The sequence below is a fragment of the Stenotrophomonas maltophilia group sp. msm1 genome (assembly GCF_032025805.1).
In the GTDB taxonomy this organism is placed as follows: domain Bacteria; phylum Pseudomonadota; class Gammaproteobacteria; order Xanthomonadales; family Xanthomonadaceae; genus Stenotrophomonas; species Stenotrophomonas hibiscicola.
The window spans coordinates 237,224-261,279 of the sequence record NZ_JAVSKH010000003.1 but is presented as its reverse complement, the minus strand read 5'-3'; the positions used below and the strand labels follow the sequence as shown (position 1 = coordinate 261,279).

Here is a 24,056-nt window from a genome sequence, read left to right as displayed (position 1 = left end):
GCCGTCAGGCAGCAGGCTCGACTCTTCCCCTGTCCTGCGCGCACCATGAGGGCCTGTCCAAAATGATGGGCCGTCATGCAGAGTTCCGCTGTAGCTTCCCGCGCCGAGGCGTTCTGCCGGCGCTTTGGCGTTTCCGTTCCAATCCTGCTGGCACCGATGGCCGGCGCCTGCCCGGTGCCGTTGTCGGCCGCGCTGGCCAACGCCGGCAGCATGGGCGCGATGGGCGCGGTGTTGTCCTCTTCGGCCGATATCGGTCGCTGGATGGACGAATTCCGCACCGCTTCGACCGGCCCGGCCCAGGTGAACCTGTGGGTGCCCGATCCCGCACCGACCCGTGATGTTGCCGCCGAGGCCGCCAGCCGCGCCTTCCTCGCGCAGTGGGGCCCGGACGTGCCGGCCAGCGCCGCCGATGCCACGCCCGCCGACTTCGAAGAACAGTTCGCCGCACTGCTGGCCGCGCGCCCGGCGGTCGCCTCGACCATCATGGGCGTGCTGTTGCCGCATCACGTGCAGCAGCTGAAGGACGCCGGCATCGCCTGGATCGCCTGTGCCACCACCTTGTCCGAAGCGCGCGCGGCACAGGACGCTGGTGCCGATGCGGTGGTGGCGCAGGGCGCGGAGGCCGGCGGCCATCGTGGCGCGTTCGATCCGGCGATGGCCGAGCGCCAGTTGGTCGGGTTGTTCGCACTGCTGCCGCGCCTGGCCGATCACCTGCAGATTCCGGTGATTGCCGCAGGCGGCATCGCCGACGGCCGTGGCATCGCTGCCGCACTCACGCTGGGGGCCAGCGCCGTGCAGATCGGCACCGCCTTCCTGCGCACGCCCGAAGCGGCGATCGCTTCGGCGTGGGCTGATGGGCTGGCCGCCAGCGAACCGGAAGACACTTGGCCGACCCGTGCCTTCAGCGGTCGTCTGGGCCGTGGTCTGGCGACACCCTACGTGCGCGCCGCCGCCGCAGAAGGCGCCCCGGCGCCGCGTCCGTACCCGGTGCAGCGCGGCCTGACCGCGCCGATGCGCAAGCAGGCCGCGCAGGAAAACCGCCTGGCGGCGATGCAGGCCTGGGCCGGGCAGTCGGCGTGGATGGCGCCGGCGCAGCCGGCCGCCGACGTGCTGCGCGGCATGTGGGAGCAGGCGCAGGCACTGTTGCCATGATGGTGAGCTGCAACGGCCGGGCGGCGCAGGTGGAGGATCTGCTGCCGGCGCTGGTGAACTACGGCCACTTCACTTCGCTGCAAGTGCGCGACAGCGCAGCGCAGGGCTTGGACCTGCATCTGGCGCGGCTGTCGCAGGCCACGCGCGAACTGTTCGGCAGCAAACTGGATACGGCGCAGGTGCAGGGCTGGATGGCGCAGGCGCTGCGGCAGGCCGGCCTGGCCGATGCCTCGCTGCGGGTGACGGTGTACTCGCGCCGCTTCGATTTCCGCAATCCGCTGGCGGCGGTGCCGGTGGACGTGCTGGTGGCGGTTTCAGCGCCGGTGACGCTGACCGCCTCCAAGCGTGTGCGCAGCGTGACCTGGCAGCGCGAGCTGCCGCAGCTCAAGCATGTGGGCACCTTCGGCCTGTTCGCCGAGCGCCGCGCGGCGATGGCCGAAGGATTCGACGACGTGCTGTTCGTGACCGCCGATGGCGAAGTGAGTGAAGGCAGTACCTGGAACCTGGCCGTGCACGATGGTGAACGGCTGCTCTGGCCGCAGGCGCCGGCCCTGCGCGGGACCGCCGAGGCGCTGCTGAAGCAGCATTGGCCGGGGGCGCAGGCCACGCAGCCATTGCGGCTGGCGGATATGGCCGGCGTGAAAGCCGCTTTTGCCTGTAACGCCAGCGGTCTATGGGCGCTGGAGGCCATTGACGGGCATGTCCTGGCCGGCTCGCCGGCGCTGGCTGAACAGGGCAGGGCGGTGCTGGCGGCGGTGGCCTGGCAGCCGCTCTCCTGAACGAGGCGCGCGGGCTGCCGGTCGCCAAGCATGGCCGGACGCTACCTTGAAGCGTTGCAGCCGGTAGCGCCGGGCCATGCCCGGCGGATGCCGCCGCAGCGAACAACGCACCGGGGTTCCAATCCGATATGAGTACGGTCACCGAGCAGCATCGCGCGGTAGCGATGCACGCAATCAAGATCATGGGGGGGGGGGGCGGCCCAGGGTCCAGGCCTTTCACGATGATCATCGCCTGCGTTCGGTCGATATCCTTACGACGTCCAACTCGCCGGAAGCAGGGCTGAAGTCCATCTCGTCCATCGGTCTGTCGGATTTTGCTTTATGTCATTCAGAGGGGCACGAGCTGGAAACCCGCGTCGAGCTGTGCGCGTGTGCGGAAGATGACACGCAGCACTGGGACAACGTGGTCGCCTCGACCGCCTTTGCAATCATGCGTGATCGTGCGGCGGTGTGGCCGGGTTGCGTGATTCCCGACATCCTGCAGGACTACTTCCCATCGACCCGGATGCCGCACGTCTATCTGGTGCTGCCCTTCTTCTGGAATGACGCAAGTTTTCCAGGGTTGGAGGTTCCGCCCGTGGCGATCAATTGGCTGCAGTGCATCGCCATCCACGAATCCGAGCGGCAACTTGTCGAGCGGATTGGCGGCGATGCATTTGACGACCTGCTGCAGCGGCACGAGGTAGATGTGCTGGACATGCATCGGGCGCCTGTCGCTGGAGCACGTTGACGTTATCGCCATGGGGACGTCGGCGGGGTAAGTCAGAAGTCGATCACATTGCTGAACAAGAGCCGCCGGGCATGGCCCGGCGCTACCGTGAGGGCGCGGCGTCATATGGGGTTGGCTAGGCCGGGCTCTGCCGCTATAATCGCCCGCTTACCTCGCCATCCTGGCGACTGGGCAATAGGAAAAACACCATGGTCAAGATTCGACTGACCCGCGGCGGCGCCAAGAAGCGTCCGTTCTACCACATCATCGTCACCGACGTGCGCAGCGCGCGCGACGGCCGCAACATCGAGCGTGTTGGCTTCTACAACCCGGTCGCCCAGGGCGCCGAGAAGCGCATCGAGCTGGACCTGGCCCGTGTTGACCATTGGGTCAAGAACGGCGCCCAGCCGACCGACAAGGTCCGCAACCTGATCAAGGAAGCGACCAAGTCCCAGGCCGCTGCGGCCTGATCCTGACGGGCCACGCTTCGGCGTGGCCCTCTTGGTTGAAGCAGATGAAAGATATCGAGCGCCGCATCCTGCTGGGCAGGGTTGTCGGCGCTTTTGGTGTGCGCGGCGAGATCAAGCTCGAGTCCTGGACCGAGCCACGTTCCGCCATTTTCCGTTACCAGCCGTGGATCGTGCGCAGCCCGTCCGGCGTGGAAACCACGATAGAAGGTGTGCGTGGCCGTGACAGCGGCAAGCACCTGGTCGCCCGTTTCCCGGGCGTCGAGGACCGCGACGTGGTCGAAGCGATGCGCGGCACCGAAATCTACGTGGCCCGCAGTTCATTGCCGCCACCGAAGCCCGATGAGTACTACTGGGTGGACCTGGAAGGCCTGGACGTGACGACCACCGAGGGCGTCGCCCTGGGCCAGGTCTCGCACCTGTTCAGCACCGGCGCCAATGATGTGGTGGTGGTCCGTGGTGACCGCGAGCGGATGATCCCGTTCGTGCTGCCGGACTTCGTCAAATCGGTCGATTTCGAGGCCAATCTGGTCGTGGTCGACTGGGATCCCGAGTTCTGAGCAGACGCATGCGTTTCGACGTCATCACCCTGTTCCCCGAGTTCCTCGCCCAGTCCGCTGGATTGGGCGTGGTCGGGCGCGCGCGGGAGAAGGGGCTGTTCAGCCTGCATGGCTGGAACCCCCGTGATTACGCCGGAGGCAACTATCGCCGGGTGGACGACCGTCCGTTCGGCGGTGGCCCGGGCATGGTGATGCTGATCGAGCCGCTGCAGGCCTGCCTGCAGGCGATCCGTGAGGCTGATCCGACCCCGGCTCCGGTGATCTACCTCAGCCCGCAGGGCGCGCGGTTGACCCAGGCCAAGGTGCGGGAGCTGGCGGCGCTGCCGCGCATGGTCCTGCTCTGTGGCCGCTACGAGGGCATCGACGAGCGTTTCCTGGAGGCCAATGTCGACGAGGAAATCTCCCTCGGCGACTACGTGCTGTCCGGGGGCGAGCTGGGCGCGGCGGTGATCATCGACGCCGTGGCCCGCCTGCAGGAGGGGGCCCTCAACGATGCGGAGTCGGCGGCGCAGGACAGCTTCGAGGGCGACCTCGGCCTGCTCGACTGCCCGCATTACAGCCAGCCGGCCCAGCACCCGCTGGGAGACGTGCCGGAGGTGCTGCGCTCGGGCAACCACGCGGCCATCGCGGCCTGGCGCCGCCAGCAGTCGCTGCTCCGTACCGCCCAGCGACGCCCGGACCTGCTGGATGAACAGGCGCTGGGCAAGGCCGACCGCAAACTGCTGGACCAGGCCCGCCAGGCGCAGAAACCCAAGGCCAGCCCCTAGCGCAGGGCTGGCTTTATCGGCTATCATGGCCAATTCCCGCCAGCCCCGGTTGGCGCGCGCAGTACCCAAAACAAACGTGCAGCACAGTCCGGTGACTGCATGAGCCCACGTTGTCGATACGACACGCCCACCCGAACAAGAATCGGTGTAACCCATGAGCAAGCTGAACAAGTCCATCGTCGCGGAATTCGAATCCGCCCAGATCACCCGTGAACTGCCGAAGTTCAGCCAGGGCGACACCGTTGTCGTCAACGTGAAGGTGAAGGAAGGCAGCCGCGAGCGCGTGCAGGCCTACGAAGGCGTCGTCATCGCCACCAAGAACGCCGGCCTGAACTCCTCGTTCACCGTGCGCAAGATCTCGCACGGCTACGGCGTCGAGCGCGTTTTCCAGACCCACAGCGCCATCATCGACTCGGTCGAAGTGAAGCGTCGTGGTAAGGTCCGCGCCGGCAAGCTGTACTACCTGCGTGGCCTGGAAGGCAAGGCTGCCCGTATCAAGGAAGACCTGGCTGCCGCTGCTGCCGCCAAGGCTGCCCGTCTGGCCGAAAAGGCCTGATAAACAACTTCGGTTGTTGCCGCGACGGCCACCTTCGGGTGGCCGTTTGCGTTTCCGGCATTGCATCGGCCACGATCGGGTGATGAATGACGTCAATCCGCACTATCCCGTCGTGATCCAATCGGCGCTGCGCTTTCTTGATGACAAGGGGCTGGCACGCGCGCAGTCGGCGCCGCTGTTGCATCGGCTGCTGTGGCGCGCAGGCATCGCACTGCCGCCGCCGATCCTGGCTGGTTTCGGTACCAATGCGCTGGTGCAGGGCCTGCTGTTCGGGCTGTTCTGGACCGCGCTGATGTGGCTGATGCTCTGGCAGGGCAGCGAGCGCCCGCTGGTGCTGTTGCTGGTGGCAGGCCTGTCGGCCGGAGCGCTGTTCGGCCTTGTGATGGCGGCGCTGATGCGCTCGCTGCGCCGCCACCGCCAGCTGCCGGAGTGGCGCCGGTTCCGCGCGCGGCAGGCGGACTGAGCCGATGGCGCACTGCGCCGTGACGCCCGGCACAGGCCGCGCTAGGCTGCAGCGTCATTCCGATGGTCGTACCGTGCGATGCCTGCCAAGCGAACCGCACCCACCGCTGTGCCCACGCTGCTCACCGGTGGCAACCCGCAGATCGCCAAGGGCGAGGGCGATGCTCCGGTGCAGGCGTACATCGCCGCAATGCCGGATTGGAAACGTCCCATCGGCGCACGGCTGGATGCCCTGATCGAACGGGCCGTACCCGGGGTGCACAAGGCGGTGAAGTGGAACTCGCCGATGTATGCGGTGGCTGCGGGCGCAGGCTGGTTTCTCAGCTTCCATTGCTTCACGCGCTACATCAAGGTGGCCTTTTTCCGCGGCGCTGCCTTGACGCCGGTGCCACCGGAGCCCTCCAGGAGCGCCGACACGCGCTACCTGCACATCCACGAATCCGGCCTGTTGGATGAAGCGCAGTTCCTGGACTGGGTGCGCCAGGCCGCTGCGCTGCCCGGCGAGCGCATGTAAGCCCGGCATTCCGTTCCCTTCCCGACGAGAGTCCCTGATGGCCACGCATGCTCCCAACCCTGACGATGCCGGAACACCGGCGGCCGAACTGATCGATGCACGCATCGCCGCGCTGGGGGACTGGCGCGGCGAAACGCTGGCACGCGTGCGTGCATTGATCCATGAAGCGCTGCCGGACGTGCAGGAAGCCTGGAAGTGGCGCGGTACACCGGTGTGGGAGCACAACGGCATCCTGTGCACCGGCGAAACCTACAAGCAGGCAGTGAAACTGACCTTCGCCAACGGTGCCGCGCTGGCGGACCCGAAGGGCCTGTTCAACGCCAGCCTGGAGGGCAACACGCGGCGTGCGATCGACATCCATGAAGGTGCGATGCCAGATTCCGCGGCGTTGAAGGCACTGCTGCGCGCGGCGGCGGCGTTCAATGCGGCGAAGAAGAAGAAGCGCTGACCGTCTTCTGTAGGGCCGAGCCCATGCTCGGCTGACAGGCCTGTGCGGACCAACGGTCCGCACCCACCTCACCGTGGCGGGGCTGACTCCAGCGCGGCATCCGGGTCGGCCACCGGCGACGGCGGACAGGCCGGAATCTCCGACGGCGTGGCCAGCGCTTCGGCGTGTGACGGCTTGCCCAGCATCCTTGCCTTGCGCCAGCCGCCCCAGCGGTAATACGTCAGCGACAGCAGCATCGAGACCAGCGAGCTGACCGGGAAGCTCCACCAGATCGCATCGGCGCCCCAGTACGGCTGCAGCAGCTCGGCGAACGGCACGCGCACGCCCCACAGCGAGCCGGCCAGGATCAGCAGCGGCGGAATCACCGCGCCGGTGGAGCGCACCACGCCGGAGATCACGAAGCTGACGCCGAAGAACAGGAACGAGCCGATCACTACGTGGTTGAGGTGGCGCGCGATGTCCAGTGCCTGGCTGGCCGGTGGCAGGAACAGCGCCAGCAGCTGGCGATCGAACACCACCAGCGGCAGGATCAGCGCGCCGGTCAGCAGGAAATTGAACAGCACGCCCTGGCGTGCGGTGCCGCGTACGCGGTCCCAGCGCTGCGCACCGACGTTCTGCGCCGCCATCGAAGAGCACGCCGCGCCGATCGCCATCGCCGGCATCTGCAGGTAGTTCCACAGCTGCAGGGAAGCGCCGTAGCCGGCGGCGGTGTCGGTGCCGTACTGGTTGACCATGGTCATCAGCAGGATCACCGACAGCGAGATCAGCACCATCTGCAGGCCCATCGGCACGCCCTTGACCACCAGCGCCTTGAGGATGGCCATGTCGAGCTTGAACAGGCGCATGTCGGCGCGGCCGAGCCACAGGGTGTGGCGCTTGTGCCGCATGTACAGCAGCAGGCCGGCCAGCGACAGCGTCTGCGCGACCAGCGTGGCCCAGGCCGAGCCGGCGATGCCCAGCGCGGGGAGCGGCCCCATGCCGAAGATCAGCACCGGGTTCAGCACGATGTCCAGCGCCACCGACACCAGCAGGAAACGGAACGGCGTGCGCGAATCACCGGCACCGCGCAGCGCAGCGGTGAGGAAGGCGAACGCGTACAGCGTCGGCATCGCCAGGAAGATGATCTGCAGGTAGGCCTCGGCCAGCGGCAGCGAGGCGGCCGGCGTGCCCATCGCCGCCAGCAGCGGGTGGGCCATGAACCAGCCAGCGATGGCGATGATCACCGACAGGCCGATGAAGAACGTGGCGCTGGTGCCGACCACGCGGCGTGCCTGCGCGATGTCGCGCGCGCCGATCGCTTGGCCGATCAGGATGGTCGAGGCCATGCCGAAGCCGAACACCGAGCCGATCAGGAAGAACATGATGTTGTTGGCGTTCGCGGTGGCCGTCAGCGCCGCCTCGCCGAGGAAGCGCCCGACCCAGACCGCGTTCACCGAACCGTTCAGCGACTGCGCGATGTTGCCCGCCAGGATCGGCAGCGAAAACAACAGGAGATTGCGCCCGATCGGGCCGGAGGTCAGGTCAAGCGGCGCTTTGGCCATGGAGTGGTGATCGAATCCCGGGAGGCGCACACTAGCACCAAGCCGGTTTGCGGGATGTGGCAATGCATCAACGACTGCAGGTGAAGCGGAGGCTGGCGCTGGCCTTGATCGGCGCCACGCTGGCCGCATGTTCGACAGGTGACCGGCTGGGCGATACCCAGGTGCGGCCGACCGACCGCCCCGAGTGCCTGGTCGGCAGCCAGCGCCAGGATCTGTCTGCCGGCGCACCCACGTTGATCGGCGGCAGCGGCTGCCGCAGCGACCCCGACAACCCGCGTCCCCTGAACAAGCGAACGGAGTAGTCCCTGCCGATGACCGAGCTTTCCCCGCTGTCGCCCAGTGTCCGCCTGGACATCTGGCTGTGGGCGGCCCGTTTCTTCAAGACCCGCAGCCTGGCCAAGCAGGCGATCGAAACCGGCAAGGTCAGCGTGGCCGGGCAGCGCCCGAAATCCTCGCGCGCGGTGCGCGTCGGCGAGCACTTGCAGGTCAACCGTGGTGAGGAGCATTTCGAGATCCAGGTGCTGGGCCTGAGCGACCAGCGCGGGCCGGCGCCGGCGGCGCAGCAGCTGTATGCCGAGAGCGAGGCCTCCAAGGCGCGCCGTGCCGAACAGCGTGCGCTGCGCATCGCCGCACGCGATGGTTTCCAGCCGCCGGAGCACAAGCCGGACAAGCGCGCACGCCGGTTGATCCGCGCGCTGGGTGATATCGACGCGTTGTAGGCGTGCGCCGGGTCATTGCCCGGCGCACACAAGCCTCAGCGTTTGCCGCCCAGCAGGCTGCCGCCGATCTTCAGCAGGTCGCCGACACCGAGCTGGCCGTCACCGTCCTGGTCCAGCACGCTGCCGAGCAGGCCGCCGGCGATGCCACCCTGCTGCTGCACCTGCTGTTTTTCCTGGCCGAGGGCCTGGCTGAGCGCGCCTGCATCGGCTTGTCCGCCGCCGAGGCGCTGGGCGAGGAAGGCCATCACGATCGGTGCCAGGATCTGCAGCAGCTGGCTGGTGCGGCCGCTGTCGAGCTGGGTGGCCTGGGCCAGGCCGGTTTCCACCTTCTGCTGGCTGCCGCCGAAGATGTGGCCGAGGATGCCGGCGCCGTCGCTGGCGGCACCACCGCCACCGCCGCCCAGCACTGAACCGAGCACACTGCCCAGGTCCAGCCCACTGTGGTTGTTCTGCAGTGCGCCGAGCAGCGCCTGCGCGCCCTGCGGCTGCGAGGCGTTGTTGCCCAGCGCGCCCATCAGCACCGGCAGTGCGGCACTGATCGCACCGGAGGCCTGGGTGTCGCTGATGCCGAGCTGCTGCGACACCTGCTGCAGCGGGGCGCCCTGCAGTTTGGCGAGAAGTTCATCGGTCAGGCTCATCTGCGGAATCCTTGATTGGGGTTGGGCGTGCAGAAGGTACGACGCGGACCGTTAAAACGGCGACGCCGCCCCACACGGAGGCGGCGTGCCGTACACGGGGCAGGGCGATCAGAGCTCGATGTCTTCGGCGCCCGGGGTGGCAGTGGGGAAGTCCGCTTCCGGCTGCGCCGGCTTGAACGGATCCGACGGCTGGCTGGCCAGCGCCTTCAGCGCCGCAGCGACGCCGGCACCGTAGGCCGGGTCGGCCTTGCTGCAGTTGTCGATGTGGCGCTGCTTGATGAAGTCCGGCGCATCGCCCAGGGCGCGGGCGGTGTTGGCGAACAGGCGGTCCTTCTGTGCCTGGTTGTAGCTGCGGAACAGCGCACCGGGCTGGCTGAAGTAGTCGGCGTCGTCCTCACGGAAGTTCCAGAAGTCGGCGTCGCCCCGGATCTTCATCGGCGGTTCGCGATACTGCGGCTGCTCCTGCCACTGGCCGTAGCTGTTGGGCTCGTAGTGCGGCAGGCCGCCGTAGTTGCCGTCCACGCGCATCGCACCGTCGCGGTGGTTGCTGTGCACCGGACAGCGCGCGGCGTTTACCGGAATCTGGTGATGGTTCACGCCCAGCCGGTAGCGCTGCGCATCGGAGTAGGCGAACAGGCGCGCCTGCAGCATCTTGTCCGGCGACGGGCCGATGCCCGGCACCAGGTTGCTCGGCGCGAACGCCGACTGCTCCACGTCCTGGTACCAGTTGACCGGGTTGCGGTTCAGTTCGAACTGGCCCACTTCCATCAGCGGGTAATCGCTCTTCGGCCACACCTTGGTCAGGTCGAACGGATGGATGCGGTAGGTTTCCGCTTCCAGCTCCGGCATGACCTGGATGAACAGCTTCCACTTCGGGAAGTCGCCCTTCTCGATCGCGGCGAACAGGTCGCGGCCGTGGCTTTCGCGGTCATGGCCGACCAGGATCTGCGCCTGCGCGTCGGTCAGCGATTCGATGCCCTGCTGGCTGACGAAGTGGAACTTGACCCAGAAGCGTTCGCTGTCGGCGTTGGTGAAGCTGTAGGTATGCGAGCCGAAACCGTGCATGTGGCGGAAGCTGCGCGGGATGCCGCGGTCGCTCATCACCACGGTCACCTGCAGCAGGGCCTCGGGCAGCAGCGTCCAGAAATCCCAGTTGTTGCGCGCGCTGCGCAGGTTGGTATGCGGGTCGCGCTTCACGGCCTTGTTGAGGTCGGCGAACTTGCGCGGGTCGCGCAGGAAGAACACCGGCGTGTTGTTGCCGACCAGGTCCCAGTTGCCTTCTTCGGTGTAGAACTTCAGTGCGAAGCCGCGGATGTCACGCTCGGCGTCGGCGGCACCACGCTCGCCGGCCACCGTGGTGAAGCGCGCGAACATCTCGGTCTGCTTGCCCACCTTCTCGAACAGCTTGGCGCGCGTGTACCGGGTGATGTCGTGGGTGACGGTGAAGGTACCGAACGCGCCCGAGCCCTTGGCGTGCATGCGGCGCTCGGGAATGATCTCGCGGTTGAGGTTGGCCAGCTTTTCCAGCAGCCACACGTCTTCCATCAGCAGCGGGCCGCGCGGGCCAGCGGTCCTGCTGTTCTGGTTGTCCACCACCGGTGCGCCGAAGGCCGTGGTCATCGGCGTGACCGGATCGTCGCCGTGCTTCTGCTTCGGCGTGGTGCTCAGTTCACGCTGCTGCTGGGCGCCTTCTGCCGGCGACGGAGCGGTGTGATACGGGCACTTGGGACTGGTGTTATCGGACTGGCTCATGGCTGGCTCCTGCGGGTGAAGACGGGGGTGGAACATCTTCACTCGACTTTAGCTAGGGCCAGATGAAATGAATAATCGAATGATCCGTTCAGGCCGATAGTTTCTGTCAATTGAAACGTGAAGTAGGATTTGCAGAGCCTTTCGGACGGCCGCCCGCGCCGTGGCGGGAGCCGGGGCCGGGCGCGGCAGTCCTAGAGCAGCGCCTTCAGGCGGTACAACGCTTCCAGTGCCTGCTTCGGGGTCAGCTCATCGGGGTCGATGGCCGCCAGCGCTTCCTGTGCCTTGTTCGATGGCGCGGCGAACAGCCCGAACTGCTGCGGGGCATCCAGCGCCTGCGGCGCCAGTTCGGCGGCATGGCTCTCCCCGCCGCGCTGCTCCAGTTCGGCCAGGCGACGCCGTGCCTGGGCCACGGTGGCGCGCGGCAGGCCGGCCAGTGCCGCCACCTGCAGGCCGAAACTGCGGTTGGCCGGGCCATCCTTGACCGCGTGCATGAACACCAGCGCCTCGCCGTGTTCGACGGCGTCCAGGTGCACGTTGGCGATGCCGCTGCGGCCGCCTTCGTACTGTTCGTCGGCCAGCGCGGTCAGCTCGAAATAGTGGGTGGCGAACAGCGTGTAGCAGCGGTTCTGATAGGCCAGGTGACGGGCCACCGCATCGGCCAGCGCCAGGCCGTCGTAGGTGGACGTGCCGCGGCCGATCTCGTCCATCAGCACCAGCGAATGGGCGGTGGCGTGATGCAGGATGTAGCTGGTCTCGGCCATCTCGACCATGAAGGTCGACTGTCCGCGGGCGAGGTCGTCACCGGCGCCGATGCGGGTCAGGATGCGGTCGATCGGGCCGATCACCGCACGGCTGGCCGGCACGAAGCTGCCGATGTGGGCCAGCAGCACGATCAGCGCGTTCTGCCGCATGTAGGTCGATTTACCGCCCATGTTCGGGCCGGTGATGACCAGCATGCGACGGTCCGGATGCAGGTCCAGGTCGTTCGGTTCGAACGGCTGCTCGCGCACCGCTTCGACCACCGGGTGGCGGCCACGCTCGATCTTCAGGCACGGTGCCGTTTCCAGTTCCGGCCGCGACCAGTCCAGTGCCTGCGCGCGCTCGGCGAAGGCGGCCAGCACGTCCAGTTCGCTCAGCGCAGCGGCACACTGCTTCAACGGTTCCAGCTGTTCGCCGAGGGTATCCAGCAGCTGCTCGTACAGGTACTTCTCGCGAGACAGCGAACGGTCGCGCGCGGACAGCACCTTGTCTTCGAACGCCTTCAGCTCTTCGGTGATGTAGCGCTCGGCATTGGTCAGTGTCTGGCGGCGGGTGTAGTGCACCGGCGCGCGGTCGGACTGGCCCTTGCTGATCTCGATGTAGTAGCCGTGCACGCGGTTGTAGCCCACCTTCAGGGTGGGAATGCCGCTGCTTTCGCGTTCGCGCTGTTCCAGGTCCACCAGGAACTGGTCGGCGTGGGTGGACAGGCGGCGCAGCTCGTCCAGCTCCTCATCGAAGCCGTCAGCCAGCACGCCGCCGTCGCTCAGTTTCAGCGGCGGCATTTCGGCGATGGCACTGGCCAGCAGCTGCGCGCACGCATCGTGTTCACCAAGTGCGGCATGCAGGGCCTGCAGGCGCGGTGAGTCCAGCGGTGCCAGCACCTCGCGCACGGCCGGCAGCAGCCCCAGGCCGTCGCGCAGCGTGGAGAAGTCGCGCGGGCGCGCCGAGCGCAGCGCAACGCGGGTGAGGATGCGTTCCAGGTCGCCCAGGCGGCGGAACTGCTCGCGGATGTCGGCGTCCGCGCCGCGATCGATCAGGGTTTCCACCGCATGGTGGCGCTGCACCAGCACCTCGCGCAGGCGCAGCGGACGATGCAGCCAGCGGCGCAGCAGGCGCCCGCCCATCGGCGTGACCGTACTGTCGAGCACGCCCAGCAGGGTGTTGCGGGTATCCCCGTCCACGCGCGTATCCAGCTCCAGGTGGCGGCGGGTGGCGGCGTTCATCGCGATCGCCTCGCCGGCGGTTTCCATCGCGATCGAGGTCAGGTGCGGCAGGCGCTGCTTCTGGGTCTCCTCGACATAGCCGAGCAGGGCGCCCGCGGCTGCGGTCGCGCGCGGCTTGTCATCGATGCCGAAGCCGCTCAGGTCATGCAGCTTGAAAAACGCCAGCAGCTGTCGGCGGCCGCTGTCGGCGTCGAACAGCCACGGTGCGCGGCGGCGCACCCCGGTGCGCTGGCGCAGGAACTCCGGCCAGTTCTCCTCGTCCGGCACCAGCAGCTCGGCCGGTTCCAGACGGGCCAGTTCGGCTTCCAGAGCGTCGTCGGTTTCCACTTCGTTGACCAGGAAGCGGCCGCCGGCCAGGTCGGCCCAGGCCAGGCCATAGCCCTGCTTGCTGCGCGACAGGGCCATCAGCAGGGTGTCGCGGCGCTCATCCAGCAGCGCCTCGTCGGTGACCGTGCCGGGGGTGACGATACGCACCACCTTGCGCTCGACCAGGCCCTTGGCCAGCGCGGGATCGCCGATCTGCTCGCAGATCGCCACCGACTCGCCCAGCGCCACCAGCCGTGCCAGGTAGCCTTCGTACGCGTGCACCGGCACGCCGGCCATCGGGATCGGTGCGCCACCGGAACTGCCACGCTGGGTCAGGGTGATGTCGAGCAGGCGCGCGGCCTTGCGCGCGTCGTCGTAGAACAGCTCGTAGAAATCGCCCATGCGGAAGAACAGCAGCAGGTCCGGATACTCGGACTTGGCTGCGAAGAACTGCTTCATCAACGGGGTATGTTCGGCGGACTTGTCTTTGGACATGGGACTCGTGAATCGGGGCGTCCGGCCGCGCCGGAGGGCGGCGGCAGCGGAGCCGGTACAGGGCCGTCCATGGTAACTGCTGGGGCGCAGGGCTGCCGCCACGGGTGGCAGGCCGGTGCGGCACGAAAAAGGGTTCAGGCCGGGACCAGGGTGATCTGCCGATGGCTGTCGAAGATCTGCATGATGATCTCGAAGTAGGTCGGGCCCTCGCCCTGTCGCACCGCCTGCAGCCGGCGGGCGATCGCCCGCGCGTTGAAGCTGCCTGGTGCGTCCAGCTTGGCCTGCAGCCACTGGCAGGTCGCCTCCACGCCCAGGGCCGCACGGCTGTGGGCGATATCGCGCCAGATCAGCGTGGCCTGCGCCTGCCCGGCCAACGCGCCATAGCCGCCATGCAGCAGGTCGTCCAGTGCGTCCAGGCTCGGCCCGAGCTGCCATGCCTCGCCGGCCATGAACACGCGGTTGATCTCCGTGTAAAGGCTGGCGATGTCATCAATGGCGGCGCCTTCAATCTGCAGGACGAGGGTCATGCGCCGACTGTAGCGTGGTCCGCGCTGTTGTTGATGGCCCAGCACGAGAGAGCTTTGCGCGGTCGCTCCGGGCTGGATGCCATATGGCATCGCGGTGCGGCTTTGCCACAGGTCACGACGGACGTCGAAGGATGCGTAGAGGGCCAGCGACGATGCGAATCATTGCACTGGCTACGTGGTGGCTTGCTCTGCAGTGGGCGGACGCCACGCCGCCATGCATCTTCTGCATCGGTCATGGATGCCAGGGACTACTCCGGAGAAACACCGATACTGAGCGCGAGTTCATGAGGCTCTCTCGAGAAAGTATCGAACGTTCTTTCCCAGGCCAGAGGCGGAAGGAAGCGTGGCACATGCCTCTGGTGGCTTCTTCGCAGCCCAAGTTAATGCTGGCCACCCGTTCTCCATGCGCCGTCACCGGCTCGCAAAATGAATAACCCGCATTCAGGTCGAATATTGGGTGGTCCGATGCACGTTTGCAATGCGCGGCTGCAGGATTGCCGGTGCGCGGTTTTCACAACAGCCCGCACATTTCAGGATATCTGGATCGATACAATAATATCGGCCCATAAAGTTTCCCCTGCCTGCGCCGCCATCGACCGTACGGCCATTGATCAAGGGAATTGAGATGCTCGCCTTACGCAACCTCCGAGTGGGATCCCGGCTGGGCGCCGGGTTTGGTCTGCTGCTGCTGTTCATCGTCGCCATCGTCGGCCTGGCGTTGTACGGAAATCACCTGAAGTCCACCCAGTTCGAGAAAGTGGTGGACGTCAACATGGTGAAAATGCGGTTGTTGAACGAGATGCTGGATACCAATAATGCGGTGCTGATGCAGCGCCGGCTGATGGTGATCAAGCGCGGTGAGGATTTCGACAGGGATTATCGGAAGGCGCAGGAGCTGTCGCAGGCTTACGACGCCATATGGGCCAAGTACATCAAGATTCCGCGTGATGCCACCGGCGATACGCTGGTCGCGCGGATCGACGCGGCACGCAAGGCCACCGACGCGTCCACCCGGCAACTGCATGAGCGCATGAAGGCCGGCGATTTCGACGGTGCAGCCAAGGAGCTGCTTGCCGAGCAGGGCCTGGCGACGGCCTGGAACGAGGCGATCTCCACCCTGCTGCGGCACCAGGAGGTGCTGACGGCGCGCAGCCGCGAGGACTACCGCGCGACCGAGGCGTGGACCGGCACCTTGTCGATCGTGTTCGGCGTACTGAGCCTGATACTCGGCTCGCTGGCCGCATGGGCCATCACCCGCAGCCTGACCCGGCCGCTGGAGGGAGCCGTGAAGCTCGCCGATGGCATCGCCAACGGGCGGCTGGACAGCAGCATCGACGCCTCCGGCAACGATGAGGTGACGCAGCTGCTCAGGTCGATGCAGCGCATGCAGGCGCAATTGCAGTCTGTGATGGCGGCGCAGGGGGAACTGGCTCGCCAGCACGATGCGGGCAGCCTCAGCTATCGCATGGATGAGAGCGCCTTCCCCGGTGACTACGGGCGCATGGTGCACGAGACCAATGCGCTCGTCGGCTCGCATGTGCAGGTGCAGAACCGGTTGATCGAAGTAATGAAGCACTACGCCAGGGGCGATCTGTCGGTAGACATGGATCCTCTGCCGGGCGAGAAGGCCGCGATCACCCAGGCGATGGACGAGACCAAGGCCAGCCTGTCAGCGATCAACGGTGAGATCCGCAGGCTGGCGACGGCAGCAGCGGCGGGGGACTTCAGCCTGCGCGGTGACGAGCAGCGCTTCGCTCACGATTTCCACGACATGGTGGCCGGGCTCAACCGGCTGATGCAGACCACCGACGAGAACCTGGTGCAGGTATCGAGCCTGTTGCAGTCCATCTCGCGCGGTGACCTGACCGTGCGCATGCAGGGGGACTTCCACGGGGTGTTCGCCCGGATGCGCGATGACTGCAACGCCACCGTCGACCAGCTCACGCAGATCGTCGGCCGCATCCAGGCCAGCGCGTCCAGCATCAACCTGGCGGCAGGCGAGATCGCCGCGGGCAACACCGACCTGTCGCGGCGCACCGAGCAGCAGGCGGCGAACCTGGAAGAGACTGCGGCGTCGATGGAGGAACTGACCTCCACCGTGAAGCAGAATGCCGAGCACGCACGCCAGGCCAATCAGCTCGCGATCGGCGCGCACGGTGTCGCTTCGCAGGGCGGCGAGGTGGTCGGCCAGGTAGTCACCACGATGTCGGCGATCGAGGCCTCGTCGAAGAAGATCGCCGAGATCATCTCGGTCATTGATGGCATTGCTTTCCAGACCAACATCCTGGCGTTGAACGCGGCGGTGGAAGCCGCGCGAGCCGGTGAACAGGGCAGGGGCTTTGCGGTGGTGGCCAGTGAGGTGCGCACACTGGCACAGCGCTCGGCGGGTGCGGCCAAGGAAATCAAGGGCCTGATCGAGGATTCGGTTGGCAAGGTCGCCGACGGCTCGGCGCTGGTCCGCCAGGCTGGCACCACCATGTGCGAGGTGGTGGCCTCGGTGCAGCGGGTGACCGACATCATGGCCGAGATATCTGCCGCATCGCAGGAGCAGAGCTCGGGCATTGAACAGGTCAACCAGGCGGTGGTGCAGATGGACGAGACCACGCAGCAGAACGCGGCGCTGGTGGAAGAGGCCAGCGCCGCGGCTCGTTCCATGGAGGAGCAGGCCAATCTGCTGGCCGAAGCGGTTTCGGTGTTCCGCATCAGTGCGGCAACCACGGCCGCAGCCGTGCGCCCGGTCCTGGCCGCGGTCGCGGCGAAAGTGACTCCGGTACGCCGGCCGGGGGTACTGGTACCACGCATCGAGCCGACGCTGGCTGCGAACGCGGGCGGCTGGGAAGAGTTCTAGCAACAGCGCATGCCGGCAGGGAGACGGCGCCCATCACGATCGTTGACCGTGATGGGCGCGGATTTTTTCCCTGAACGCGCGATGGCCGGCGAGATTGGGGACACGCCCATTTCACTTCCGGTTGCCAACCGCTGGGGGACACTGGCCCCGTACCGGAATTCAGGAGATGGCCATGAAGACCTCGACCCGATTGCTTGTGCTGGGTACCCTGCTGGCGGCCTCGTCGGTGGCCGGCGCGCAGACTTACGGCCCGCGTGATGAGGGGCGCAGGTTCAACGACGGTAGCCGCGTGGTCTGCAAGAACGTGGAAGTGCAGCGCAACTCGCGCGATCCGAACCGCATTGCCGGTACGGCAACCGGCGCGGTAATCGGTGGCCTGCTGGGCAACCAGGTGGGCGGCGGCAACGGCAAGAAGCTCGCTACCGTGGCGGGCGCCGTGGCCGGTGGTGCGGCTGGTCGCCAGATCCAGGGCAACAGCCAGCAGAAGAACGGCGACCGCGTCGTCGAGCGCCGCTGCGAACGCGTCTATCGTTGATCGGTCGCTGCCACACCTGTTCGGCCCTTCCACATCGCAGTATTCGAACGCCGGCCCCGCGCCGGCGTTCGTCGTTCCGGACCCGTATCGCTGAATCTGGCGTCATGCCTATACTGCGCCGACTCAACGGATGAACGTCCAGTGAACGAATCGGCTCCAGCTCCCCAACCGGCACCGCTCGCCGGGCATGACCCGATAGCGGAAGCGACCGCCCATCCCCAACGGGTGCGTGATCGCACCGATGAACTCGAGCTGTTCATTTCGGGCCTGCTGGCGTTCGCGCTGCTGGCCGTGCCGGGCTATCTGTTCGACGCCTGGGCGCGCAGCAGCCTGCACACCGAAGGCATGTACTTCCAGATGCTCTGGTTCGGTTTCAGCATCAGTGTCGGCATGTGCTATGTGCTGGCAGTCGCCTTGATCGTCCACCTCACGGTGCGCGGCTACTGGATCGGGCTGATCGGCCTCCGGTCGCATTTCCCCGATGGCATTGACTGGGCGCGCCTGCCAAGAATGGGGGCGGTCACGCGCGCTTTCCTGCAGGCCCGGGACGGAGGCCTCGATGGCAGCATCGAACGGGCCGACCGGCTGGCGACGATGCTGTTCTCGACCACCCTGCTTGCCGTACAGACATTGGCGGGCACGCTGGTGTTGGCCGTCCTGACGCTCGGTGTGTCGATGGTGATCGGCGCGCTGTCCGGTGGCGCCGATCATGTCGCCATGCTCGCCCTGTGCAGCGTGCTGGCCGCACTGTTGACGCTGGCTGTTACCCCCGGGATCCTGGAAAAGATCGTGGCGCGGCGGCAGGCGCGCGGGCAGCCCCATGAGCGACCGCAGCGACTCCTGCAGGCCATGCTGGCGGCCCTGCAACGGGTTCCGCTGTTGCGCCTGATGCAGACCATGCAGCTGACCATGCAGAGCAACCTGCGCTCGCGCTCGTTCATGGCGGCCTACCTGTTCGCGGTGCTGGTAGCGATGCTGCTGGCCGCCGTGCAGGTGATGGCGTCGTTGAAGTTCTCGCTGTTCAACCGGTACCAGATCGTCACGGAAGCGGCGGTTGAGCACGGCATGCTGAGTGCGCATTACGAATCGATGCGTTCGGCGCATGACCAGCTGCTGCCGTACCCGATGATCCCGTCGGACACGATCAGCGGTGGGCAGCTTCGCGTGTTCATTCCGCATCGCCCGCAACGCGACAATCCGCTGGCGCGCCAGCATTGCACCGCACTTCCGGACGCGCACAATGAAGCCTCCGGGCAACAGGCCGCCAACGCCGCAGTGGAGTGCCTTTCCCGGCTCTGGCAGGTCAAGCTGGACGGCACCCCGGTCGACCTGCATGGCTTCGTGCCCATGGAGCGGCGCGACCTGGATATGCGCGGCCTGGTGGGGTACCTGCCTACCCGCGGCCTCGCGCCCGGACGCCATGACCTGGAACTGGTGTGGAATGCCACAGGCGGCGAGCGCGGGGGCGGACGGCGTCGCGCGTTCCGCATCCCGTTCTGGTACGCCCCGGATCCCTGAGCGTCGGCTCGAAGCGGCCATGCCGCGGCCCTTGAACAGGTTGCCTGCGACTTAATCCCCTCCGTCCCCGTTTCGGGCCAGGAGGCGCCAGGCGGCGAGGCTGCCGTAAAGCAGCAGCAGAAGGGTGAGGGTGATCAGTTCGTGGCTGACGTCGGTCAGGCGGGCGTCCATCTGGTTCAGGCGCACCATCAGGTTGATGCCCGAGGTGGTGGGCAGCAGCTGTGCCAGCCAGACCAGCGGTTGCGGCGTCATCACCGCCGGCCACGACAGGTTGGCCAGGAAAAACAGCGGGATCGAGGTGGCGACGATGTACTGGAAGGCGCGCTCGCGGGTGCGGAAGAAGCTGCCGACCAACAGGCCGAAGGCCACGGTGACGGCGACGAACAAGGTGCCGCCCAGCAGCTGGCCTATCGGGTTGCCGCCGCGCGGGTAGTCCTGCGCCCAGGCAGTGAAACCGGCGTACCAGAACAGGCCGAACAGTCCGATCAGGCCGAAGCCCAACGCCATGCCGGCCAGCGTCGGCAGGTCGAAGCGCAGGCGCCGGCCCAGTGCGAGGCGGCGGCCGCCGAGCAGAACGCCGATGCCCATCAACAGCGTCTGGTGCACGATCAGCTCGGCCACCCCGGGCACGATCGCGCTGCCATAGCCTTCCTGGGTGTTGTACAGCGGACGCTGCACAAGCGTGACCGGCGGGGCCTGCGGTGCACCCATGAAGGCGGCCTGGCCGACCACGGCATCACGCCCGAACGCACCCAGCGCGTCAGCTACGCTGCCCAGCACCCAGCTTGCGCGGCCCAGGTAGGCGCCGTTGCCAAGCAGTACCAGCTTGGCTGGATGGCCGCGCAGGATGTCGCGCTCCAGATTGGCCGGGATCACGACGATCCCCTCGGCCTGGCCGGCTTCCAGCTGCCGGCGTGCGCTGTCGACGTCCGCCGGTTGCCCGACCACGCGCGCAACGCGCAGTGCGTCGAGCTTGCGCAGCAGCTCGCGGCTGGTCGCGCTGTGGTCTTCGTCCACCACCAGCACCGGCAGGTTGCTGGCCACCTGGTGCCGGTAGGCGGCCGGATAGAAGAACGAGTACAGGATCACTGCGCCGACCATCACCACGATCGCGTAGCGGTCGCACACGACCGCCATCAGGGTCTGCCGGAGGCTGCGCCAGAGTACGCTCATGCGTCGCGCCCCGCCGGCTGTGCGGCTTCTGGGGTACGCGCAAAGGCGATCAGGCGCAGCCCGCCGATGCCCCCGGCCACCACCGTCATCAATAGCAGCGTAGCCAGCGGCCATGCCGAAACCTGCAGCGGCGAGCCGATGAACTGCTGTTGGGTCTGCAGCTTGATGTAGGCGCTCAATGGCAGCAGCTGATGCCAGATGCGGGTGAACAAAGGCCCGTCCAGCACCGGGAACGTGGCGCTGGAGAACGCCAGTGCGGTGCCGATGCTGAGGCCCACCGCGGACAGTGCGGTGCCCATGTCGCGGGTGACGCCGACGAAGAACAGCGCGTAGGCGGCGGTGGCCAGGTAGAACAACGGCTGCGCGAGCAGCAGCAGAAGTACGCTGCCGGCCACGCCGTCGCCACGCAGCCATGCCAGGTAACCGATACCGAGCGCGCCATACAGCGAGAACAGCAGGAGGTACGGCGCGACCTTGCCGGCAATCGCCGACCACGGCGTGCGGCCCAGCCAGGCGGGCAGGGTGCCATCGCGGATCTCGCGGCCGAGGCTGCCGGCCACCGCAAGTGCCAGTACCAGTGACAGCACCGCCGGGAAGATCAGCGGCAGCAGGAACAGCTCGTAGCTGCGTGCCGGGTTGTAGAGGATGTCCGACTGCACAGCGATCGGCGCCGCACGCAGCTTGCCCGGGCCGACCTGCAGGCCAATGCGCTCGCGCAGCAGGCGTGCATTCCATGCGGAAACCGCCTCGCCGATGTCGCGCGCCGCCGACTGGCCGGTGGTCATGTAGGTGGCGTTGTAATAGGCGAACACCGTGCCCTGGCGGCCGCGCAGCGCCTGCCGGGTGACATCGCGCGGCACCAGCACGATGGCGAACACGTCCAGGCTGCGCAGCTGCGAACGTGCCTCCTCCAGGTCCGCTGGCTGGCTGGCGACGCGTACGCCGGGACTGGCGTCGAGCATGCGCAGCAGCAGGCGGCTGTCACTGCTGTGGTCAAGGTCAACCACAGCAATCGGGATGTCGCGCATCACCGACGGCGTGAACATCCATGCCATCACTACCAGCATCAGTAGTGGCAGCAAGGTGACCAGCAGCAGGTCGGCACGGTTGCCGCGCAGCGACTGCAGCTCGCGTCGCCACGAAGCGGCGAAGCCGTTGCGGTCCGGGCTCAGTGCTGGGGCCATGCGAACAGCACGCTCATGCCGGGGCGGAAGCCCTCGATGCGGCGTACCGGGCGCACCCGCACCTCGAAGCTGCGGACGTCATAGCCGGACGACTGGCGGGTGGTACGCCAGGTTGCATAGTCACCGGCCGGATTGATGAAGTAGACCTCGAATTCGCCGTCCAGGCCGAGCGCCGGCACGCTGCCCTGCAGCTTGCTGCCGACCTTCAGGCCCTGCATCTGCGATTCGCGCAGGTTCATGGCGACCCACATGCGGTCGATGTCGACCAGGGTGAACACCGGATAGCCGGCCGGCACCAGCTCGCCCGGGTCGGCCATGCGCTTGTTGATCTCGCCCGCCACCGGCGCGCGTCCCTCCACTTCGGCACGCGCCGCGTTGACTTCGGCCACCGCGCCCTGCGCCTGCTGCACCTGGCCCTGTGCGGCGCGCTTGTCCTGCTCTCGGGCGCCGGCCAGTGCCATGTCGTACTGCGCGCGGGCGGCGCGGGCCAGTTCGCGCGAACTGGTGGCCTGGGCATGCGCTTCATCGCGCTTCTGCCGGGTCATCACCCCTTCATTGAACAGGTTCTGCACGCGCCGGTAGGTGGCTTCGGCCAGTGTCGCGCCGGCTTCGGCGCGCTTCCAGTTCGCTTCGGCGGCGCGGATGTCTTCGCTGCGCGCGCCTTCGTCGGCCTTGTCGGCCACCGCCTGCGCAGCCGCCAATGCGCCGTGCGCCTGCTGTTCCTTGGCGGCCACTTCGGGGCTGTCGAGCAGGAACAGCACCTGCCCGGGCTGCACGCGATCGCCCTCGCGCACCTTGAGCTCGGCCACGCGCGCGGTGATCTTGGCGGCCACGTTGATCGTGTCCGCATCGGCCATGCCCTGGATCTGGTCGGCCGGGCTGCGCCAGGCCAGCCACAGGCCGAGCACCACCGCGACCAGCAGGACCACCAGCAGGATCGGTCCCAGCCGTCGCTTGCCGGGGGGCGTCGTCGCATCGTCGTGCAGCACGTCACTCATGGTCGATCACCTCGTCCGCACGCCGCCGGAATTCTTCGAAACGGTCCATCTGTCCACTGATCTCCAGCAACTGTGCCAGCGCAATGTCGTATTGGTAGGCGGCCTGTGCGCGCTCGACACGGGCGCCGCCCAGGCCGAGCCGCGCATCGATCACATCCAGCGAGGTGGCCTGGCCTTCGCGGAATGCCAGCTCCTGCAGGCGCAGGTTTTCCTGTGCCTGGGCGATGCTGCTGTCGAGCAGCACGAACTGCTGGCGCGCGGTTTCCAGTTCGTTCCAGGCCTTGCGCACACCCAGTGCGACCTGGTTCTCGGCCTCGCGCAGGCCGGCTTCGGCCTGGTCCTGTTGTGCACGCGCGGCGCTGATCTGCGCCGGCCGCGAGTTCGGTGACAGGAAGGTGTACTTCAGCCCGATGCCGAACGCCCAGTCCGGGTCGGTCAGCATCTCGTCGCGGCGACGGAAGTCGTATTGGCCGAAGGCGAAGATCTGCGGCTTCAGCTTGGCCTGCTGCACGCGCACGCCCTGTTCGGCCTGCGCCACCATCGCGCGCAAGCGCGCGATCTGCGGCTGGCGCGCCTGCGCCGTGCGCTCGAAGCTGGTCACCGGTTCCAGCGGCACGCGCTGCACGAACAGCGGCGACACCGGCTGCACCTCGCCACCACTGCGCAGCAGCGTGGACAGCGCGGCCTTCAGCGTGGCCAGGTCATTCACCGTCTTCTGATACTCGCGCTCGGCCTTGTCGCGGGCCACGGTTGCCTGCAGGCGCTGGGCGCGGGTGGCGAAGCCCTCGCGTTCGAGCTTTTCGGCATCGGACAGGTGGCGGTTGAGGCCGTCGCGCACGTCGCGGCGCACGTCCACCGCCTGCTCGGCCAGGCGCTGGCCGAAGTAGGCCTGGGCCAGCTGCACGGTCAATGATTGGCGCTGTGCCTCGCGCTCGGCGTTGGCCTGCTCATGGGCGGCGCTGGCCGCACGTTGCGCGGCCGGGATCACGCCGCCGGTGTACAGCGGCAGCACCGCGGTCACTACCGGGCGTGTACGCCAGTCGCGCTCGGTGAACGACAGCGGCGAATCGATTCCGAAGGCTTCAGCCACGGGCGCCAGCGAACCCAGTGGCAGGGTCAGGGTCTTCTGGAACTGCAGGCGGCGCACTTCGCCGGTGATCTCCGGCAGGCGCAGCAGGCGCGTGGCGTCCTGCAGGTCCTGCTTGTTGCGTACCGCTGCATCAGCGGCTGCCAGCGCATCGGAGACCTGCTCCAGGCGTTGCCGTGCCTGTTCCCAGTCCAATGCGGGGGCGTCGTTGCTGTTCTGCGCGGACGCAGCGGTTGGCAGGCAGGTCGCCAGCACCAGCGCCAGCGCGGCCTTCGCGCGGTGCATCCTTGTACGTCGGCCGATCACGCCCATGCCGTCCCAGTGGTAAAGAAGTGCGCA

At 67.3% G+C, this 24,056-nt stretch carries 23 protein-coding genes and 1 pseudogene; 15 read left to right on the top strand and 9 right to left on the bottom strand.

From position 1 onward, the window contains the following. The first annotated feature begins 75 nt into the window (after positions 1 to 75). The 10 genes from ROV95_RS16360 to ROV95_RS16315 all read left to right on the top strand — a co-directional run bounded on the left by ROV95_RS16360 (position 76) and on the right by ROV95_RS16315 (position 6,414). A complete protein-coding gene (locus tag ROV95_RS16360) occupies positions 76 to 1,152 on the top strand; it encodes a nitronate monooxygenase (RefSeq protein ID WP_206621924.1) in 1,077 nt (358 codons plus the stop codon). Next, positions 1,149 to 1,931 carry an aminotransferase class IV family protein gene (locus ROV95_RS16355; RefSeq protein WP_312545347.1) on the top strand — a complete coding sequence of 261 codons (783 nt, stop codon included), beginning with the start codon at positions 1,149 to 1,151 and terminating at the stop codon, positions 1,929 to 1,931. Before ROV95_RS16360 ends, ROV95_RS16355 begins: the two co-directional genes overlap by 4 nt. 76 nt (positions 1,932 to 2,007) lie before the next feature. Further along, positions 2,008 to 2,661 carry a suppressor of fused domain protein gene (locus ROV95_RS16350; RefSeq protein WP_312545346.1) on the top strand — a complete coding sequence of 218 codons (654 nt, stop codon included), beginning with the start codon at positions 2,008 to 2,010 and terminating at the stop codon, positions 2,659 to 2,661. Positions 2,662 to 2,849: 188 nt separating this feature from the next. Then, on the top strand, positions 2,850 to 3,110 hold the full coding sequence (gene rpsP, locus ROV95_RS16345) for a 30S ribosomal protein S16 (RefSeq protein WP_005415733.1): 261 nt from the start codon (positions 2,850 to 2,852) through the stop codon (positions 3,108 to 3,110). A 44-nt stretch (positions 3,111 to 3,154) separates the two neighbouring features. Further along, positions 3,155 to 3,667, top strand: coding sequence for a ribosome maturation factor RimM (gene rimM / locus ROV95_RS16340; protein ID WP_134730323.1), 513 nt, complete (start codon positions 3,155 to 3,157; stop codon positions 3,665 to 3,667). 8 nt (positions 3,668 to 3,675) lie between these two features. Beyond that, positions 3,676 to 4,434: a tRNA (guanosine(37)-N1)-methyltransferase TrmD gene (gene trmD, locus ROV95_RS16335; protein WP_312545344.1), complete on the top strand. Its 759-nt coding sequence runs from the start codon at positions 3,676 to 3,678 to the stop codon at positions 4,432 to 4,434. A 154-nt stretch (positions 4,435 to 4,588) separates the two neighbouring features. After that, complete coding sequence (gene rplS / locus ROV95_RS16330; protein WP_005408597.1) at positions 4,589 to 4,990, top strand: 50S ribosomal protein L19; 402 nt, start codon at positions 4,589 to 4,591, stop codon at positions 4,988 to 4,990. An 82-nt stretch (positions 4,991 to 5,072) separates the two neighbouring features. Beyond that, on the top strand, positions 5,073 to 5,453 hold the full coding sequence (locus ROV95_RS16325) for a DUF6404 family protein (protein WP_058983283.1): 381 nt from the start codon (positions 5,073 to 5,075) through the stop codon (positions 5,451 to 5,453). Positions 5,454 to 5,531: 78 nt separating this feature from the next. Beyond that, positions 5,532 to 5,966: a DUF1801 domain-containing protein gene (locus ROV95_RS16320; protein WP_019659261.1), complete on the top strand. Its 435-nt coding sequence runs from the start codon at positions 5,532 to 5,534 to the stop codon at positions 5,964 to 5,966. 37 nt (positions 5,967 to 6,003) lie between these two features. Then, entirely contained in the window at positions 6,004 to 6,414 is a 411-nt protein-coding gene (locus ROV95_RS16315; RefSeq protein ID WP_019659260.1) for a DUF1801 domain-containing protein, read from the top strand. A gap of 68 nt (positions 6,415 to 6,482) precedes the next feature. On the opposite strand, the gene ROV95_RS16310 is transcribed toward ROV95_RS16315, so the two are convergent. Continuing rightward, entirely contained in the window at positions 6,483 to 7,955 is a 1,473-nt protein-coding gene (locus ROV95_RS16310) for an MATE family efflux transporter (protein ID WP_312545340.1), read from the bottom strand. A gap of 62 nt (positions 7,956 to 8,017) precedes the next feature. Between ROV95_RS16310 and ROV95_RS16305 the strand changes: the two genes are divergently transcribed. Both ROV95_RS16305 and ROV95_RS16300 read left to right on the top strand, forming a co-directional pair. Beyond that, positions 8,018 to 8,257 carry a hypothetical protein gene (locus tag ROV95_RS16305; protein ID WP_312545338.1) on the top strand — a complete coding sequence of 80 codons (240 nt, stop codon included), beginning with the start codon at positions 8,018 to 8,020 and terminating at the stop codon, positions 8,255 to 8,257. A gap of 9 nt (positions 8,258 to 8,266) precedes the next feature. Further along, entirely contained in the window at positions 8,267 to 8,674 is a 408-nt protein-coding gene (locus ROV95_RS16300) for an RNA-binding S4 domain-containing protein (protein ID WP_021202477.1), read from the top strand. A gap of 35 nt (positions 8,675 to 8,709) precedes the next feature. Here ROV95_RS16300 and ROV95_RS16295 read toward each other — a convergent pair whose 3' ends face one another. The 4 genes from ROV95_RS16295 to ROV95_RS16280 form a co-directional block, all read right to left on the bottom strand. Then, on the bottom strand, positions 8,710 to 9,312 hold the full coding sequence (locus ROV95_RS16295; RefSeq protein WP_058983293.1) for a DUF937 domain-containing protein: 603 nt from the start codon (positions 9,310 to 9,312) through the stop codon (positions 8,710 to 8,712). A 108-nt stretch (positions 9,313 to 9,420) separates the two neighbouring features. Beyond that, positions 9,421 to 10,932 (bottom strand): catalase, encoded by a 1,512-nt coding sequence (locus tag ROV95_RS16290; RefSeq protein ID WP_312545430.1) that lies wholly within the window; start codon positions 10,930 to 10,932, stop codon positions 9,421 to 9,423. Positions 10,933 to 11,255: 323 nt separating this feature from the next. Continuing rightward, entirely contained in the window at positions 11,256 to 13,847 is a 2,592-nt protein-coding gene (gene mutS / locus ROV95_RS16285) for a DNA mismatch repair protein MutS (RefSeq protein ID WP_134730317.1), read from the bottom strand. 134 nt (positions 13,848 to 13,981) lie between these two features. Next, positions 13,982 to 14,374 carry a barstar family protein gene (locus ROV95_RS16280; RefSeq protein ID WP_312545333.1) on the bottom strand — a complete coding sequence of 131 codons (393 nt, stop codon included), beginning with the start codon at positions 14,372 to 14,374 and terminating at the stop codon, positions 13,982 to 13,984. Positions 14,375 to 14,999: 625 nt separating this feature from the next. Here ROV95_RS16280 and ROV95_RS16275 point away from each other — a divergent pair. The 3 genes from ROV95_RS16275 (at position 15,000) to ROV95_RS16265 (ending at position 19,275) form a co-directional block, all read left to right on the top strand. Next, entirely contained in the window at positions 15,000 to 17,222 is a 2,223-nt protein-coding gene (locus ROV95_RS16275; RefSeq protein WP_312545332.1) for a methyl-accepting chemotaxis protein, read from the top strand. 166 nt (positions 17,223 to 17,388) lie between these two features. Then, on the top strand, positions 17,389 to 17,757 hold the full coding sequence (locus ROV95_RS16270; RefSeq protein WP_014646414.1) for a glycine zipper 2TM domain-containing protein: 369 nt from the start codon (positions 17,389 to 17,391) through the stop codon (positions 17,755 to 17,757). 225 nt (positions 17,758 to 17,982) lie between these two features. Continuing rightward, entirely contained in the window at positions 17,983 to 19,275 is a 1,293-nt protein-coding gene (locus ROV95_RS16265) for a hypothetical protein (RefSeq protein WP_312545433.1), read from the top strand. A 47-nt stretch (positions 19,276 to 19,322) separates the two neighbouring features. On the opposite strand, the pseudogene ROV95_RS16260 reads toward ROV95_RS16265, so the two are convergent. The 4 genes and pseudogenes from ROV95_RS16260 to ROV95_RS16245 form a co-directional block, all read right to left on the bottom strand. Further along, a pseudogene (locus ROV95_RS16260) lies at positions 19,323 to 20,448 on the bottom strand (ABC transporter permease); the annotation flags it as partial. After that, a complete protein-coding gene (locus ROV95_RS16255; protein WP_312545330.1) occupies positions 20,445 to 21,632 on the bottom strand; it encodes an ABC transporter permease in 1,188 nt (395 codons plus the stop codon). The gene ROV95_RS16255 and the pseudogene ROV95_RS16260, both read right to left, overlap by 4 nt. Beyond that, on the bottom strand, positions 21,617 to 22,630 hold the full coding sequence (locus tag ROV95_RS16250; RefSeq protein ID WP_072166865.1) for an efflux RND transporter periplasmic adaptor subunit: 1,014 nt from the start codon (positions 22,628 to 22,630) through the stop codon (positions 21,617 to 21,619). Before ROV95_RS16250 ends, ROV95_RS16255 begins: the two co-directional genes overlap by 16 nt. Then, a complete protein-coding gene (locus tag ROV95_RS16245) occupies positions 22,623 to 24,029 on the bottom strand; it encodes a TolC family protein (RefSeq protein WP_180876044.1) in 1,407 nt (468 codons plus the stop codon). Before ROV95_RS16245 ends, ROV95_RS16250 begins: the two co-directional genes overlap by 8 nt. Positions 24,030 to 24,056: the final 27 nt, after the last annotated feature.